The sequence below is a fragment of the Halobacillus campisalis genome (assembly GCF_030345335.1).
Lineage (GTDB): Bacteria > Bacillota > Bacilli > Bacillales > Halobacillaceae > Halobacillus_A > Halobacillus_A campisalis.
The window spans coordinates 437,921-452,793 of the sequence record NZ_JAPVRC010000003.1 but is presented as its reverse complement, the minus strand read 5'-3'; the positions used below and the strand labels follow the sequence as shown (position 1 = coordinate 452,793).

The 14,873-nt window shown below is 42.4% G+C and carries 16 protein-coding genes, 1 rRNA gene and 1 other RNA gene; 3 read left to right on the top strand and 15 right to left on the bottom strand.

Features of this window, described 5'->3' with window-relative positions; all coding sequences use genetic code 11:
- The 8 genes from O2Q26_RS09750 to tadA form a co-directional block, all read right to left on the bottom strand.
- Window positions 1-73, bottom strand: a 16S ribosomal RNA gene (locus O2Q26_RS09750); the annotation flags it as partial.
- Window positions 74-629: 556 nt separating this feature from the next.
- Window positions 630-893 carry a pro-sigmaK processing inhibitor BofA family protein gene (locus O2Q26_RS09745; protein ID WP_253936255.1) on the bottom strand — a complete coding sequence of 88 codons (264 nt, stop codon included), beginning with the start codon at window positions 891-893 and terminating at the stop codon, window positions 630-632.
- 72 nt (window positions 894-965) lie between these two features.
- Entirely contained in the window at window positions 966-1,181 is a 216-nt protein-coding gene (locus O2Q26_RS09740) for a YaaL family protein (RefSeq protein ID WP_289215708.1), read from the bottom strand.
- A 99-nt stretch (window positions 1,182-1,280) separates the two neighbouring features.
- A complete protein-coding gene (gene recR / locus O2Q26_RS09735; RefSeq protein WP_253936253.1) occupies window positions 1,281-1,877 on the bottom strand; it encodes a recombination mediator RecR in 597 nt (198 codons plus the stop codon).
- 11 nt (window positions 1,878-1,888) lie between these two features.
- On the bottom strand, window positions 1,889-2,206 hold the full coding sequence (locus tag O2Q26_RS09730) for a YbaB/EbfC family nucleoid-associated protein (protein ID WP_253936252.1): 318 nt from the start codon (window positions 2,204-2,206) through the stop codon (window positions 1,889-1,891).
- A 29-nt stretch (window positions 2,207-2,235) separates the two neighbouring features.
- On the bottom strand, window positions 2,236-3,948 hold the full coding sequence (gene dnaX / locus O2Q26_RS09725) for a DNA polymerase III subunit gamma/tau (protein WP_289215707.1): 1,713 nt from the start codon (window positions 3,946-3,948) through the stop codon (window positions 2,236-2,238).
- Window positions 3,949-4,112: 164 nt separating this feature from the next.
- An RNA gene (ffs, locus tag O2Q26_RS09720) (signal recognition particle sRNA large type) lies at window positions 4,113-4,378 on the bottom strand.
- A 50-nt stretch (window positions 4,379-4,428) separates the two neighbouring features.
- Window positions 4,429-4,911, bottom strand: coding sequence for a tRNA adenosine(34) deaminase TadA (tadA, locus tag O2Q26_RS09715; protein WP_289215706.1), 483 nt, complete (start codon window positions 4,909-4,911; stop codon window positions 4,429-4,431).
- Between the two features lie 85 nt (window positions 4,912-4,996).
- On the opposite strand from tadA, the gene O2Q26_RS09710 reads away from it, so the two are divergent.
- Window positions 4,997-6,286 (top strand): glycoside hydrolase family 18 protein, encoded by a 1,290-nt coding sequence (locus tag O2Q26_RS09710; protein ID WP_289215705.1) that lies wholly within the window; start codon window positions 4,997-4,999, stop codon window positions 6,284-6,286.
- An 86-nt stretch (window positions 6,287-6,372) separates the two neighbouring features.
- Here O2Q26_RS09710 and O2Q26_RS09705 read toward each other — a convergent pair whose 3' ends face one another.
- The 4 genes from O2Q26_RS09705 to acsA form a co-directional block, all read right to left on the bottom strand.
- A complete protein-coding gene (locus O2Q26_RS09705) occupies window positions 6,373-7,140 on the bottom strand; it encodes a DUF3891 family protein (protein ID WP_289215704.1) in 768 nt (255 codons plus the stop codon).
- A 142-nt stretch (window positions 7,141-7,282) separates the two neighbouring features.
- Entirely contained in the window at window positions 7,283-7,795 is a 513-nt protein-coding gene (locus O2Q26_RS09700; RefSeq protein WP_289215703.1) for a type 1 glutamine amidotransferase domain-containing protein, read from the bottom strand.
- A gap of 101 nt (window positions 7,796-7,896) precedes the next feature.
- The gene (locus tag O2Q26_RS09695) at window positions 7,897-9,213 is read right to left on the bottom strand and encodes a lysine N(6)-hydroxylase/L-ornithine N(5)-oxygenase family protein (RefSeq protein ID WP_289215702.1); all 1,317 of its coding nucleotides are present in this window, start codon (window positions 9,211-9,213) and stop codon (window positions 7,897-7,899) included.
- Between the two features lie 475 nt (window positions 9,214-9,688).
- Window positions 9,689-11,398 (bottom strand): acetate--CoA ligase, encoded by a 1,710-nt coding sequence (gene acsA / locus O2Q26_RS09690; RefSeq protein WP_289215701.1) that lies wholly within the window; start codon window positions 11,396-11,398, stop codon window positions 9,689-9,691.
- Window positions 11,399-11,739: 341 nt separating this feature from the next.
- Between acsA and queF the strand changes: the two genes are divergently transcribed.
- Window positions 11,740-12,237 (top strand): preQ(1) synthase, encoded by a 498-nt coding sequence (gene queF, locus O2Q26_RS09685; RefSeq protein ID WP_253936244.1) that lies wholly within the window; start codon window positions 11,740-11,742, stop codon window positions 12,235-12,237.
- Window positions 12,238-12,279: 42 nt separating this feature from the next.
- Here queF and aldA read toward each other — a convergent pair whose 3' ends face one another.
- Complete coding sequence (gene aldA / locus O2Q26_RS09680; RefSeq protein WP_289215700.1) at window positions 12,280-13,731, bottom strand: aldehyde dehydrogenase; 1,452 nt, start codon at window positions 13,729-13,731, stop codon at window positions 12,280-12,282.
- A 132-nt stretch (window positions 13,732-13,863) separates the two neighbouring features.
- Here aldA and O2Q26_RS09675 point away from each other — a divergent pair, with 132 nt between their 5' ends.
- Window positions 13,864-14,055, top strand: a complete 192-nt coding sequence (locus O2Q26_RS09675) for a hypothetical protein (RefSeq protein WP_289215699.1) — start codon at window positions 13,864-13,866, stop codon at window positions 14,053-14,055.
- Window positions 14,056-14,089: 34 nt separating this feature from the next.
- Here O2Q26_RS09675 and O2Q26_RS09670 read toward each other — a convergent pair whose 3' ends face one another.
- Window positions 14,090-14,341: a hypothetical protein gene (locus O2Q26_RS09670; protein ID WP_289215698.1), complete on the bottom strand. Its 252-nt coding sequence runs from the start codon at window positions 14,339-14,341 to the stop codon at window positions 14,090-14,092.
- A 318-nt stretch (window positions 14,342-14,659) separates the two neighbouring features.
- Window positions 14,660-14,761 (bottom strand): YjcZ family sporulation protein, encoded by a 102-nt coding sequence (locus O2Q26_RS09665; protein ID WP_253936240.1) that lies wholly within the window; start codon window positions 14,759-14,761, stop codon window positions 14,660-14,662.
- Window positions 14,762-14,873 lie beyond the last annotated feature (112 nt).

Genomic DNA, 14,873 nt, shown 5'->3' with positions numbered 1-14,873 from the left:
TCCTGCGCTCGACTTGCATGTATTAGGCACGCCGCCAGCGTTCGTCCTGAGCCAGGATCAAACTCTCCATAAAAGTTAGTTTGACTTGCTCATTTGCACACCGAATGTGCTTGTTTTACTTCCTTCTTTAGTAGAAAGAAGACTTGACGTACTGGTTGGTTCGTTCAGTTTTCAAAGATCAAATGTTGTTTGCCGCTTCAAAACAGCGACTTAATAAATATATCATTTATAGTTATTTAAGTCAACAACTTTTTTTAAATGATATTTTGCTAATTTGTGTTAGCTGCTGACGCGCTTTTAACGCGACAAGAAATAATATACCATGCGTGAAAAATATACGCAACCCTTTTTAATAAAAAACTATGAAACTTTTAAAAAAGGATCTGTTGCATTTCATTTCTGAGTTGATAAGACCCCTTATCCTGAAGACTCAGTTTCAATATATTCAGTCCGTTTCTGTGACTAAAGATAGTTCTTAAAAGTCCGGTTGGGCGGACGGTGAGCTTCTTCAGGCTGGCGCTTAACAGGATCTCAACATAAGATCGATGAGACTTTTACTTTCCTCGCCCCTCTAAAATAAAACAAGGGCAAATAAAAAACGAGCAGAGTTTTGATCACTCCACTCGTTTTTATAAGACCCATAGATGAATAGCGACAAGAGATAGAACTCCAGGGATCCCCAGGACCGCAGAAGCGATCGCCGTAAAGCCATTGATAGGAATATGAAGTCCAAACTGAGCACCAAATAGATTTACGAAGAATAATAGAATGACTGCAATGACAACTCTCATTAAAGCCTGTCCCAACCACTTAATGGGTGAAGCAGGCATTCCTACAATGAGCAATATAGGAATGGCGAGACCTATCAAAAGAATGACGAGCACCGGATCCATTAAAAAACCCCCTGGGTAAATAGCATTTCTTAGTACAAGTTATGCCTTTCTCCAGAGAGTTATTCCTTTTGCTTATGAAAGAGCGTTCACTTTTCTGTGCCTTGCTTCTCTCAATAGATAAAAATATTTAGCTTTGGCTAGAGATACATCCAGTATACCTTCTTCACTCGGCTCGATACTGTGTTCAATAATATTTTCTAACGTTTCCCACTCGTGCTTCATTCGTTTGATGTCAGCTAAGAGCTGCTGATCCATAGCTTTCTTTTTGGCTTTTTTCTTCGTTAACACGATCCATCCACCCTTTTCCCCAATAGCGGTAAGTACGACCACATTGTTGTACATATAGGAAGAAACACGGAAAAAGCTCCCTTAGCCTGCCGATTGAAATTATAAATCTCTTCTTCCTTCAAGAGCTTTAGATAAAGTGACTTCATCTGCATATTCTAAGTCCCCGCCAACAGGCAGTCCGTGGGCAATCCTTGTCATGCGTATCCCGGACGGCTTCACTAATCGTGAAATATACATAGCCGTAGCTTCTCCCTCGATATTCGGATTGGTAGCTAAAATCAATTCTTCCACACCTTCATCTTTCAGACGGTTGATGAGACTTGGAACATTGATATCCTCAGGTCCAATTCCATCCATTGGAGAGATAGCTCCATGAAGGACATGATATTTACCGGTGAATTCCTTCATTTTTTCCATAGCGATTACGTCTTTAGGGTCCTGGACTACACAGATCACTTTTTGATCACGGCTTTCATCCTGACAGATGGAGCATGGATCCTGATCTGTAATGTGGCCGCACGTAGAACAATGCGTTAGTTCCCTTTTTGCATTAACGAGCGCCTTCCCAAAATCGAGAACATCATCATCTTCCATTTCAAGGACAAAAAAAGCCAGGCGGACAGCCGTCTTAGGGCCGATCCCTGGCAGCTTTGTAAAACTGTCAATCAGTTTTGATATCGGTTCTGGGTAGTACATGAAAACTCCTCCTAAAACATTCCTCCAGGCATACCCTTCGTGAATTCTCCCATAGTATCGTTCGTTTTATCATCAACTTGTTTAATGACATCGTTCATAGCCGTAATAATTAAATCTTGAAGCATTTCAATATCATCAGGATCGACAACTTCTTCATTAATTTCTACATCTGTAATCTCTTTCTTACCATTAGCTGTAACCTTAACCATTCCGCCGCCGGCTGCCGCTTCAAAAGTTTCTTCGTGAAGTTCCTCTTGAGCCTTCATCATTTTCTTCTGCATTTTCTGCATTTGTTTCATCATATTGTTCATGTTTCCTCCGCCACGCATAATAAAACTCCTCCTTTTATTGTTTACCTTTAGTCTTGAATCTCTATAAGATCATCACCAGCTAATTTCCTTGCTTCAGAAATAAGGGGGTCTTCTTCCTCTTCCCCATCTTCAGCCGATGATTGGCTTCCTTCCCCATCACCATCATTTTTTTGCTTGCGTACATATTCTTCACGCAATTCCTTCCACTTTTCTACTGGAATCGGAATGAGGTTCAATGGTTTCCCTGTGAACTCTGTAAGCAGAGGTTCAATCGTTTTCTGGTGCTCTAACGCCAGAGAACAGTGAATGTCATACCGGAACGCTAGAATCAGGGCTTTTGATGAAGCCGCACTCGGTCTGCTGTTCAATAAAGTAGCATGAGCCGGGGCGTTCGTTTGTTTGAGCCGCTCCATAAAAGCGGGCCACTGGGCCTGCACTTGTTTCAATTCTTCCTTAGAAGCTTCACTCAATACAATCCGAATCCGGTCATATGGTACATTATAACCGTTTCTATTCGATCTTGCAGGACTGCGCTTCTGAGGCTGTGCCGCTTGAGCTGGAGCTTGACCTCCAGCTGGGGGATTAGCTTTCAATTCAGCTAATTCTTTCTCCAGTTTATCAAGTTTTTGTGTAAGCTTACTGACGGCTTCCGAATCCATACCGGCTTCTGCAGCCGGCTGGTGGTCGACAATATTCAAGATGGAAATTTCGATAAAAACCTTCGGGCTTGTCGTCCATTTCATTTCCTGCTGACATTGATTCAGTTCACGAATCGTCTGCTGGATCCATCCTGCTGACAAACTTCCTGAAAGAGCCTCAAAAGACTCATCTGGAATCGCCCTCTCTAAATTATGCTTTAAGTCAGGGGCACTTTGATATAACAAAATATCGCGCAAGTAATAAATTAAATCAAATACGAAGCGGCCTGGATCTTTTCCACTCTGGATTAAATCATCCACCGCACCAAGCGCTTCATTCACCTGCTTGTCGTTCAGAGCATGAATGACCTCAGAAAGTTTCGCCTGAGATACAGAACCCGTTACAGCTAATACATCTTCCACGTTGACTTCATCTTCACTGTAAGACACGGCCTGGTCCAATAAGCTGAGTGCATCACGCATGCCGCCTTCTGCAGACAGCGCTACGATTTCCAGAGCTTCACGGCCTATCGTGATTTCTTCGGCATGTGTGATTCTTTCCATACGTTCGACCATCGATTGCTGGGTAATCCTTTTAAAATCGAAACGCTGACAACGGGAAATAATCGTAAGCGGAATTTTATGCGGTTCCGTCGTAGCCAAAATGAAAATGACGTGCTTTGGCGGCTCTTCTAATGTTTTCAGGAGAGCGTTGAAAGCTCCCATAGAAAGCATGTGCACTTCGTCTATGATGTAAACCTTATAAGAGACAGCGCTTGGAGCATATTTTACTTTATCTCTGATTTCACGAATTTGCTCGACCCCGTTATTAGAAGCGGCGTCGATTTCAATGACATCAGAGATCGATCCATCCTGAATCCCAAGACATGCCGAACACTCGTTACACGGCTCCTTGATCGGGGCCTTTTCACAGTTCACCGCTTTAGCAAAAATTTTCGCTGCACTTGTTTTTCCCGTACCACGCGGTCCGGAAAATAAATAAGCATGAGAAAATTTACCCTGCTCAATTGCATTCTGCAATGTACGAGTAATATGAGTTTGTCCAACTACGTCTTCGAAGTTCCTGGGGCGCCAAACTCGATACAGTGCCTGATAACTCATTCAACCGCTCTCCCTTTTTAGTCTCTTTTATATTATAACTGAATTAAGGATTGGATGTGAACCTTAAGAAACGGCCTTAAGATTGCAAATTGAAAAATCCTTACATTAAAAAAAGAACCGCTATGAAAAATCTCATAACGGCTCTTTGTGTGCGTATATGTATACCGTGCACCCACTTTCGATGGCTCGATCCCAAGCGTTACTCATGTTTATGGCTCGACCCAGGCGACCCCGCGGCACACAAGATGATCAGCTTACTGCTGCTTCCTTCCGGATCTGACAGGGTTCACTGGTTCTCGTTGCGCGGGACCTGGGTGTCAACACCACTCTCATGAGGCAGACCTTGAAAACGAACCACCTGGAGTGGGGATTCGGCCTCGCTATAGCGGATTGCGAGTACAGGGCACCGCTACCTCCCCGCTTAGCACGGTATTTCCTAGTATAGCGAGTTTTGTTTAAAATTGCAATGATTTCGAAGGCTTAATTGTTTCCATTTTTATTTCTCTTTCTACTTTCCCGTAATCCTTTGAAAAATGAAGTTAATAGCTCTCCGCACTCTTTTCCTAATACGCCGCTTTCCACTTCTGACTGATGGTTGAATCTTTCTTCCTGTAATAGATTCATAAGAGTCCCGGCGCAGCCCGCTTTAGGATCGAAAGCCCCGAACACGACGCGAGGTATTCTCGATTGAACGATAGCTCCCGCACACATAGGACAAGGCTCAAGCGTTACATACAACGTGCAGTCCTCGAGCCTCCAGCTTCCTAATGCTTGATTTGCTTGTTCAATCGCTATCAATTCCGCGTGTGAGGAGGACCGCTGAGACGTTTCCCTTTCATTATAGGCTGATGCAATCACTTCATCATTATGTATAATCACTGCTCCGATCGGTACTTCTCCAATACTCTGCGCACGATGGGCCTCTTCTAAAGCCAGACCCATATAATGATCGTCCTTATTCAAAAAAATCTCTCCTTTTATAAATGATCCGTATAATTGAACCAAGTTGTTTCATATATTCATTATAGTTGAGGAAGGAGTGCTTGTTATGCAAATTCACGTCGTCTCTGAAGGTGAGTCGGTATTTTCCATTGCCGGTCTATATGAAGCCGTACCTAATCAGATTATTGAAGCGAATGAGTTAGAAACACCGGGAAATTTAGTCATTGGCCAGGCACTTGTAATTCCAATTGACGGCGAGTTTTATTTTGTGCAGCCAGGAGACAGCTTATTTGAAATCGCTCAGCTTTTTAATACGACCGTCGATGAACTTATTCAAGTCAATCAGCTTCAGCCTGGATCTACTCTGCCAGTAGGATTCCGTCTATATATCCCACAAAAACCGAAAACCGATACCACATCGAATGCTTATATTGAGCCGTTCGGGGGAGAGGTTTCCGAGAATTTAGTCAATGCTGCAGAAAGCAGATCAGCATTATTGACGTATTTGGCACCATTCAGCTACCGGATACAGGAAGACGGTTCCTTGGAAGCGCCGCCGCTGGACAATTTCCCTGCTATCGCAGAGGCCAATGATGCGGCACTCATGATGGTCGTGACCAATCTGACGGATGAAGGGTTCAGTGATGAGCTCGGCCGCACTATTTTAACCAATGAACAGCTTCAGGATACGCTTCTTGATAATATCATACAAACTGCCCAATCCGTCGGCTTCAAGGACATCCACTTCGACCTTGAATTTTTACCTCCAGAATTAAAGGAAAACTATAATCAATTTCTTAGAAAAGCGAAACAGCGTCTTGCTGCAGAAGGGTTATTGATTTCAACAGCGCTTGCACCAAAAATAAGCGCCGATCAGGTCGGTGCCTGGTATGAAGCACACGACTATAAAGCGCACGGGGAAATTGTCGACTTTGTCGTTTTAATGACGTATGAGTGGGGCTACAGCGGGGGCCCGCCTATGGCCGTATCTCCTATAAATTCTGTCAGAGAGGTCGTCGACTATGCGTTGACGGAGATGCCTGCGGACAAAATCCTGCTCGGTCAAAATTTATACGGCTACGACTGGACACTTCCTTATGAACCTGGAGGGGAGTTCGCAAAAGCCATCAGTCCACAGCGGGCTATTCAGATCGCTCGAGAAAATAATGTGCCGATTGAATACGATGAAGAAGCTCAGGCTCCTTTTTTCACTTATACAGACGCCGAAGGAAATGATCATGAAGTTTGGTTTGAAGATGCCCGGTCGATCCAGGAAAAATTTGATCTGATCAAAGAGTTGGGATTAAAAGGGATCAGTTATTGGAAGCTCGGCCTGTCTTTCCCTCAGAATTGGGAGTTATTGAATAGCAATTTTAATATTTCAAAAAATGTCTAGACATAAAAAAACAGCGCCTGAAACCTGTACCCCGATGGATAAAATTCATAACCATCAAGGGTACAGGTCAAGGCAGCTGTATTTTTTTATGAAGAATGTATGAAGGTCACCTGACGTTCTTTAACATCCGCTTCATGATAAGCGGCTGCTAATCCTTTCTCTTCAACGGCTTGCTTAGTGACGATTCGATAAGGTACGCGGACTTCAAACGAGCGTTCAAAAGGAAATGGATCGAGGGATACATGACTTTCATCAATCCAATGAGGCATCACTCCATCCGGAGCTATATCGAACTGCTGTCTGAACCCGTCCTTGAACCAGGAATTTTCCTCATCCTTTGAAACGCCTGGCTCCTGCATACAAATATAGAGCGACAGATCATCACCAAATTGCAATCGATCAAAATGGAGCTGATAAATATCTGATGGAACTTCCATTTTCATGAACTGGTGAAGCTGCTGCACCCGTTTTTCTTCGTCTGCGAGAAACTTCATGATCAGCGGGTCACGGCTGTCCTTGGAAAAGAAGGATTGATAATGCTCACTGCATAATATAGCGGCATAGGACGACCGCTCCGCAACCTCTTCAATGCCTTGCTGATAAGCTTCCAGCTTTTCCTTTAAAGGATAATCAATAAAAGAATACGGTCGCTGCTTTTCTTCATTCCAAACAGGCTCCTCATCAAGCGCGATCCAGGCTCGATCGTGTTGAGACACCGCCCAATCAGCTTCCTCCCTAAGTTTGGAACGCAATAAGAATTTGCGTTTCCAATGCAGGACGATTTCCCCTGACACTAAGGCATGATCGTGTTGTGCAATCATTAAGAAATGATCTTTACGTTCGTTCACAATCATTTCTCTCACCCCCATCTTTTTAACATACGTATCCCTATTATAATTTATTCTACGAACAGACTCTATACGACAAACAGAAAAAATAAAACCGCTAAGGAGCAATATCCTTAACGGTTTTACCTCATTCCCATAAGTTTATTCCCTAGCTTAGAAGTTTATTAGCTTCTTCATTGAATGCAGGGATGTCATCAGGCTGACGGCTCGTAACGAGCTGGTTTCCACAGACCACAACTTCCTGGTCTTTGAAATCGACACCTGCATACTCCATATCTACAGCAATGGATTTAAAACCAGTCGCTGAGCGTCCTTCTAAAGCTTTCGCTGTGATAAGCAGCTGAGGACCGTGGCAAATTGCAAATACAGGCTTTTTCTCATCCATGAAATGCTTCGCAAACTTCACGAACTTTTCGTCCCCGCGAAGCTGGTCTGGAGAGAAACCACCAGGTATAAACAATGCATCAAAATCCTCCGCTTTAACATCGTTGATGGAAGAATCAATCGTTACGGTTGTTTGTCCTTGTTTACCAGTTACTTCTGTTCCTGCTTTCCATTCAATAGTAGTCACCTCATGGCCTTGTTTAGAAAAAGCATCTACAGGCTGAGTGTATTCTACATCTTCAAACAATGACGTCATGACGCATGCAATCTTACTCATATCTTTACCACTCCTTGAATGTTTTAATATACGAAGTCACAGAAGTTATGTTCCCCCATACCCCAGCAATAAAACGTAATTATTCAAGAAAATGGATATTATCACTGCATATGATCTTTCATAGAGAACGTTTGAAAAGCCGTCTGCTGTTGATTCTTATAAATTTGTTTCCCAGCTATCGTATTGATGATATGAACGTTCCGGTGTACAGATAAGCCAAGATTGGTGGCCCCGGCACCATGAGAATGGACAAGGTCCGTCAGAGTGAAAAAGCGATGCTCTCTATCATCTTTAAACACCAGCTGATAATCTCGCGTCACCTGATATTTTTTCTCATCTTCCCATTCGATTTCCTCTTGAAAACGATCAAAAAACCATTGGGGAATATGAGGCTTGTACCCTGTTGCTAATATGACTTTATCAGTAGAATAGGAGAACTCGATTTCCTCCTGCCACTGCTCGCAGTGAAGAAGATAACCAGCTCCTTGCTTTTCAATGGATTTAACCTCTGTCATCGGATTGATGAACACTCTGCTCTCCTCACCACCTGCTGTTTTGTGATAAAGCTGAGTATAAAGTCTCGTCAACGTATCAGGATCAATCCCATTTCGTAGGGCTCCCAGTGTTTCCAGGTTTTTCTGGCGCTGGTCAAACGTAAGGGAATGAAAGTAGTCGACATATTCCGGAGTGAAAAATTCCTGAGCGAATTTCGCTTGATCGAGTTGGAACAATCCGCCCGTCCGAGAAAGAAGCGTCAATTTCATATCACTTCGTCTCTGCTCTTCCATTAAGTCTAAAAAGATCTCCAACGCACTTTGGCCCGACCCGACCACTGTGACATGCTTGGAATCGAGAAGGTTATCTTTTTCATAAGTATACCGGCTCGTGTGCAAGACGTCTTCGGGTGGATGTCCATCCATCCCATCTAAGATAATCGGTTCACTTCCTGTTCCAAGGACAACATTTTTAGCAAAAAAGCTTTCCTTACGACCTGTTTCCTTTTTTAAAGCAATGACTTCATAATGAGGTTCGCCAGCCTCTTTATGATCGATCACGTCAATGATCTGCTGGTCAAAATAAAGGTTATCAAGCTGCCTGACTATCCATTGCAGATAATCATTATATTCCTGACGCGGCACTTTAAAAGCCTGATGAAAGAAAAAAGGAAACATGCGATCATTTTCATATAAGTAATTCATAAACGTATAAGGGCTTTTAGGATCTGCAAATGTTGCTGCGTCTGCCAGAAAAGGCACCTGTAAATCCATTTTTTCAATTAACATTCCTGGATGCCATTCAAAATGTGAAGCCCCATCGAAAAAAGCACCAGATAATTCAGTTTGGTCTAATAACGCGGCTAAACCGAGGTTATAAGGTCCGATTCCAATGCCGATGACATCATACACATGCTTTGACAATTCCATCACTTCCTTCACAATCCATCTATAATTTTTTCGTAACTAACTCATGTATCGCTATCAGAGGGCAACGTTATCCTCCGCTCATAAAAGTTCTCATTTAAAAAGGGGTTTTTCATATGAATCACCGCGTCAGATGTTTGCATTATTCTCACAATCGCAAGAAGGTCCGTTTATTAGTCACGCTCTTCTCCCTCTTATAAAAACAACAGCCTTATTTTAAAATAAAAAAACCCCTTCACAAGCGGGGACATAAAAGTCATACACAAAGCTAGTAAGAGCCTCCAAAACGGGTTCTCAAGACTTCTACCTTGTTATTTCCCGAATCGACTCGTGAATATGCCAAAACAATAGAAATACTTTCGGATAATCCCTATTTTTTACCTTTTTCTCTCTCCTATTACAATAATGTTCCACGTGGAACATCATTAGACAAAGAGAAGCACACAGTTACCAACTGTGTGCTTCGATAGAATTATTCTTCCAATGTAGATGTGTCTCCTGTTGGCAGCCCAAGTTCCCAGGACTTCAATAGACGACGCATGATTTTACCACTACGTGTTTTAGGAATCGTATCTTTAATTTCAATTTCACGAGGTGCGGCGTGAGCACTTAATCCATTTTTCACGAACTGACGAATATCTTCAAGCAATTCATCGGACTCGCTATATCCATCTCTAAGCGTAATGAAAGCTTTAATGATTTCTCCTCTTTCAGGGTCCGGTTTTCCGATAACGCCGGCTTCCGCCACAGCTTCGTGTTCAATTAATTTACTTTCTACCTCAAAAGGACCGACTCTTTCTCCAGATGTGTTGATCACATCATCAAGACGCCCCTGGAACCAGAAATACCCATCTTCATCTTTATAGGCACTGTCACCTGAAACGTACCAGCCATTGATGAAATAACTTTCATATTTTCCTGGGTTGTTCCATACGGCACGCATCATAGAAGGCCACCCTTCTTTAATTGCCAGGTTCCCCATTTGATTGGCAGGAAGTTCATTCCCTTCATTATCCACGATTGCCGCTTCAATTCCCGGGAATGGTTTACCCATTGAACCAGGACGCATATCGACCGATGGATAATTACAAATGAGCATTGCTCCTGTTTCCGTCATCCACCACGTATCGTGAATTCTTAAATCGAATGCTTTCAGCCCCCACGTAATGACTTCAGGGTTCAACGGCTCGCCGACACTTAAAATATGTCGAAGCGAAGAAAGATCATGCTTTTGAGCCGCGTCTTCCCCGGCGCTTAGCAGCTTACGGAAAGCGGTTGGCGCAGAATACCAGACACTCACATTTTTTTCAGCGATCGTCCCATACCAATCATCAGGGCTGAAGCGGCCGCCGCGAACAACATTCGTTACGCCGTTCAGCCATGGAGCGAATATCCCATAGCTTGTACCCGTCACCCAGCCAGGGTCAGCCGTACACCAATACACATCGTCGTCTTTAAGATCGAGCACCCACTTTCCTGTCTGATAATGCTGGATCATAGCATTATGAACATGATAAACCCCTTTCGGTTTACCAGTGGAACCTGACGTATAATGAAGAAGCATGCCATCCTCCAATTCGACCCATTCTAAATCGAATTCTTCTGAAGCTTCTTCCATTTCTTTTTCAAAACTGATGTATTCGTCCGATCCTGAGTCTCCTACCAGAATGATTTTTTCCAAGTTTGGAAGTTCACTTTGGGGCACTCGCTCTAATAAATCAGGTGTCGTAATGAGCATTTTCGCTTCACTATCTTCCAGACGGTCTCTTACAGCCTGCTCCATAAACGCCTCAAACAAAGGTCCCGCAATGGCGCCGGTTTTCAAGATTCCAAGGAAAGCAGCGTAAAACTCAGGGCTCCGGTGCATAAATAAGAAAACACGGTCCCCTTTTTCTATATCATGCTTTTTCAGCACGTTAGCAAATTGATTACTCTTTCTCTTTAATTGATCGAAACTCAAGGTTTCTTCACGATCAGGGGAAGAATAAATCAAGGCCGCTTTATCTTTTGTCGCAGGGTCTTCAGCATGCTTATCTATAGTTTCATAAGCGATATTGATTTTGCCGGTTTCACTCCAACTGAAATTCTTCTTTGTTTCATCCCATTTAAAGTTGTTGTACGTTTGCTCGTAATTTTCTAAGTTGTGATTTCCTGATCTTGCTTTGATTGGTTGCATGTCCATAGTATCACCTCATAGAATGAATTTTGTAAACGGTTTCTTTCTTCCCTTGAAAAAAGCTCTGTCTTTTTTTGCATGTTTAAACAGAGCTGTCTTCTTATGATTTGTCTAAAAATTTTGTGAATTAATTACTATTTTAGTGGAAAGTCATCCATTTTTAAAGGGAAACGGTCAAAATTTTACATAATTTGTTCTATACCCATCCCTGATTGACTTATAGAATAGGGATTCATATAATTAAAAGGATTGTGATCTGAAGCTGAGCATTCATCGTCCTCCTTTAAAAAGGGTGACAACAGCCCTTAGAGGATGACTGTATTTCATACAAAAAGAGGAGGATATTCTTGACAGGACGAAAAGATGAACAACTAACCGATTTGACACTGCTTGGAAATCAAAAGAATGAATATTCCTTTGAATATAATCCTGGTGTTTTGGAAACGTTTGATAATCAGCATCCGAACCGCGACTATTTCGTAAAATTCAATTGTCCCGAATTTACGACCCTTTGCCCTAAGACAGGACAGCCGGATTTCGCGACGATTTATATTAGCTATATACCTGACGTGAAGATGGTAGAGAGCAAGTCTTTGAAGCTTTATTTATTCAGCTTCCGTAATCACGGAGATTTTCACGAAGACAGCGTCAATACGATCATGAACGACCTTATTGAACTGATGAATCCGCGCTACATTGAAGTATGGGGGAAATTCACTCCGAGAGGCGGTATATCGATAGACCCTTACTGCAACTACGGAAAACCGAATTCCAAATACGAAGATATGGCGTCCCACCGTTTAATGAACCACGACCTTTATCCTGAAAAAATCGATAATAGATAAACAAGCGATCCTCATTTGAAGAGGATCGCTTGTTTTGTTTCATTATTGCTTATCATTTTTATATTGCATATATACAACTTGTGTTTCAAGGAAGTCTTCCATTCCATGTTTCCCATCTGTACCACCCAGTCCAGACTTGCGCATTCCAGCATGATACCCTTGTACAGCTTCGAAGTTTTCGCGGTTAACAAAAGTCTCTCCGAATTTCAGTTCATTGACGATACGCATAGCTTCGTTTATATCTTCCGTATAAACAGATGAAGAAAGACCGAAGTCGGTATCGTTCCCTTTTTCAATCGCTTCATCAATAGTTTTAAAAGTAGTAATCGGGATGACAGGCCCAAAGATTTCTTCCTGCATAATGGTTGATTCATGATCGACATTGGTCAGAATGGTAGGCTTGTAGAAGAAACCTTTGTCGACATCGCCGCGTTCACCGCCGCAAACGACATTAGCTCCTGCTCCTACCGCTTCTTTCACCATTCCTTCGACACTTTCAAGACGATCTTCACTTACGAGCGGACCAACATCCGCCTCTTTATTTTCTCGGGGATCACCGAGCGTAAGGTCTTCAAACGATTGTTTAAGTTTCTCAATTAATTCTTCTGCCACACTCTCATGAACGTATACACGCTCGGCATTCGTACAAGCCTGTCCGTTATTAGCGAGACGAGAAGTTTGAATACTTTCGGCAGCCACGTCTAAATCAGCATTAGCCGTAACGATAGCCGGCGCCTTTCCTCCGAGTTCCAGGTTAACCTTCGTAATGTTCTGAGCGGCTGCTTCCATCACTTTTGTTCCTGCAGGTACACTTCCAGTCATCGTAATCATATGCACTTTCTCGTGCTTAGCCAGGGCATTTCCAATCTCAGAGCCTGTTCCTGTAATCAGGTTGTAGACACCTTTTGGCACTTCTTCCATACTATCTATGATTTTAGTAAATTCAATAGCGGTATTCGGTGTTTGCTGACTTGGTTTAAGGACGATCGTGCATCCTGTGACGAGAGCTGTTGCTACCTTACGTGCCAGAATGAATACCGGGAAGTTCCACGGCACAATACCTGCCACGACACCTATTGGTTTTTTATAAATAAAAATGTTCTCATTCGGGCGATCACTCGGAACAATTTCTCCTTCAATGCGACGAGCCCATTCCGACATATAACGGAAATAATCAATCGCTAAATCGACTTCCCCACTCGCTAATTCGTAATCTTTTCCCTGTTCCTCTTGAAGAAGGTCAATAAAGGTCGCACGGTTTTCCTCGATTCGATCACCAAGCGCACGTACGATTTTCCCTCTTTCGATATTAGGCGTCAGCTCCCAGCCTTTTTGAGCCTGCGAAGCTGCTTCTACCGCACGGTCCACATCTTCTGTTGTAGCTTTCGGGGTTTTAGAAATGACCTCTTCCGTTGCGGGATTAATGATATCTATCCATTCGTTTCCGTTTGATTCTGTATATTCACCATTTATATAGAGTTTATGGGTTTGCATAAAACATCCTCCTCTAATTAATCTATTGCCACTCATTCCACCATTTACCTTTTATTAAACAAGGGAACATGCTCATTCCAATACGCGTCTCTTTTCGTTATAATGAAAGAAATAGATGTGAGGTGACCATTTTTGAATAAAGAAAATCAGATGTTTATTATACTGAGCTTTGTAGGCTTGGCTAATATAATCGCAGCTATCATTCTGTATTTTGTAGTGGAAAATGCAATGATTGCTGCTTTGCTTATAACCTCAGGAGCTTTGTTGATCGTCGGGGGTTTTGCAGATCGAAAAGAACGTAAAAAAAGAAAAGGAGATACCTGATCTCCTTTTCTTTTTTCTTATTATTCATGAGGGTTTACCATTCTAATATGAATCCTTTGATTTCCTTATAACCCCCATTTTCCGTTTTCTGATCAGCCGTGAAATACGGGTTCTCCTCGTCCAATTCATAAGCGATCGAATCGGGTTCCAAATAAAGCTTGTATTCCAAATCTGTCACCTTATGAAGAGTAATATCAGCAATCGTTTCCTGGTTCTTTTCTTCATCAATCAAAAAAATATCAATACGATCGTATCCTTGACTGATTAACTTTTCTTTTAAATCCATTATAATTCCCCCATCAACCTCATCTTCAATTATTATTTCTATACCCTATATACAGGTCACCAAACTGCTGCGGAGTATTTTAAAAATAGGCTATGGTAAATGTCGTTGTTGATTTGGTTTCGAGATACTTATTAAGCAAGGAGCGGAAGGAAACGGTGAAACTAGCGGGACAAGTGTGATCCCGTTCGAGGAGGCTCAGCTTTCGTCCCTGGATTCCCATTATGTCTCGAAATTAAATCTTTAATAATAGGAAGAGTGTTCGGGGCAGCCAAAAAATAAAAAGAAGCGGGGAATGATCCCCGCTTCTTTATTTAAGAATTAATAGCCGTAACCGCCGCCTGCGTATGCAGCGCCGATGATTACTAGAAGAATGAACAATACTACCAACAGGGCAAATCCGCCACCGTATCCTCCGCTCATTAGAATACCCCCTCTCCTTACTTCTTTACTAATTTATGTGTAAAGAATCATAAGGTAAGGGCTATAGCGGAGTTTTTTAAAAAGATTACCCAAACCCCGTCTCATAAATGCA

Excerpts from the sequence above, each read along its gene's own strand:
- O2Q26_RS09745 (WP_253936255.1), bottom strand. The coding sequence starts at position 893 with ATGGATCCGGTGCTCGTCATTCTTTTGATAGGTCTCGCCATTCCTATA.
- recR (WP_253936253.1), bottom strand. The coding sequence starts at position 1,877 with ATGTACTACCCAGAACCGATATCAAAACTGATTGACAGTTTTACAAAG.
- O2Q26_RS09730 (WP_253936252.1), bottom strand. The coding sequence starts at position 2,206 with ATGCGTGGCGGAGGAAACATGAACAATATGATGAAACAAATGCAGAAA.
- dnaX (WP_289215707.1), bottom strand. The coding sequence starts at position 3,948 with ATGAGTTATCAGGCACTGTATCGAGTTTGGCGCCCCAGGAACTTCGAA.
- O2Q26_RS09710 (WP_289215705.1), top strand. The coding sequence starts at position 4,997 with ATGCAAATTCACGTCGTCTCTGAAGGTGAGTCGGTATTTTCCATTGCC.
- O2Q26_RS09705 (WP_289215704.1), bottom strand. The coding sequence starts at position 7,140 with ATGATTGTGAACGAACGTAAAGATCATTTCTTAATGATTGCACAACAC.
- O2Q26_RS09700 (WP_289215703.1), bottom strand. The coding sequence starts at position 7,795 with ATGAGTAAGATTGCATGCGTCATGACGTCATTGTTTGAAGATGTAGAA.
- acsA (WP_289215701.1), bottom strand. The coding sequence starts at position 11,398 with ATGGACATGCAACCAATCAAAGCAAGATCAGGAAATCACAACTTAGAA.
- aldA (WP_289215700.1), bottom strand. The coding sequence starts at position 13,731 with ATGCAAACCCATAAACTCTATATAAATGGTGAATATACAGAATCAAAC.
- O2Q26_RS09670 (WP_289215698.1), bottom strand. The coding sequence starts at position 14,341 with ATGGATTTAAAAGAAAAGTTAATCAGTCAAGGATACGATCGTATTGAT.
- O2Q26_RS09665 (WP_253936240.1), bottom strand. The coding sequence starts at position 14,761 with ATGAGCGGAGGATACGGTGGCGGATTTGCCCTGTTGGTAGTATTGTTC.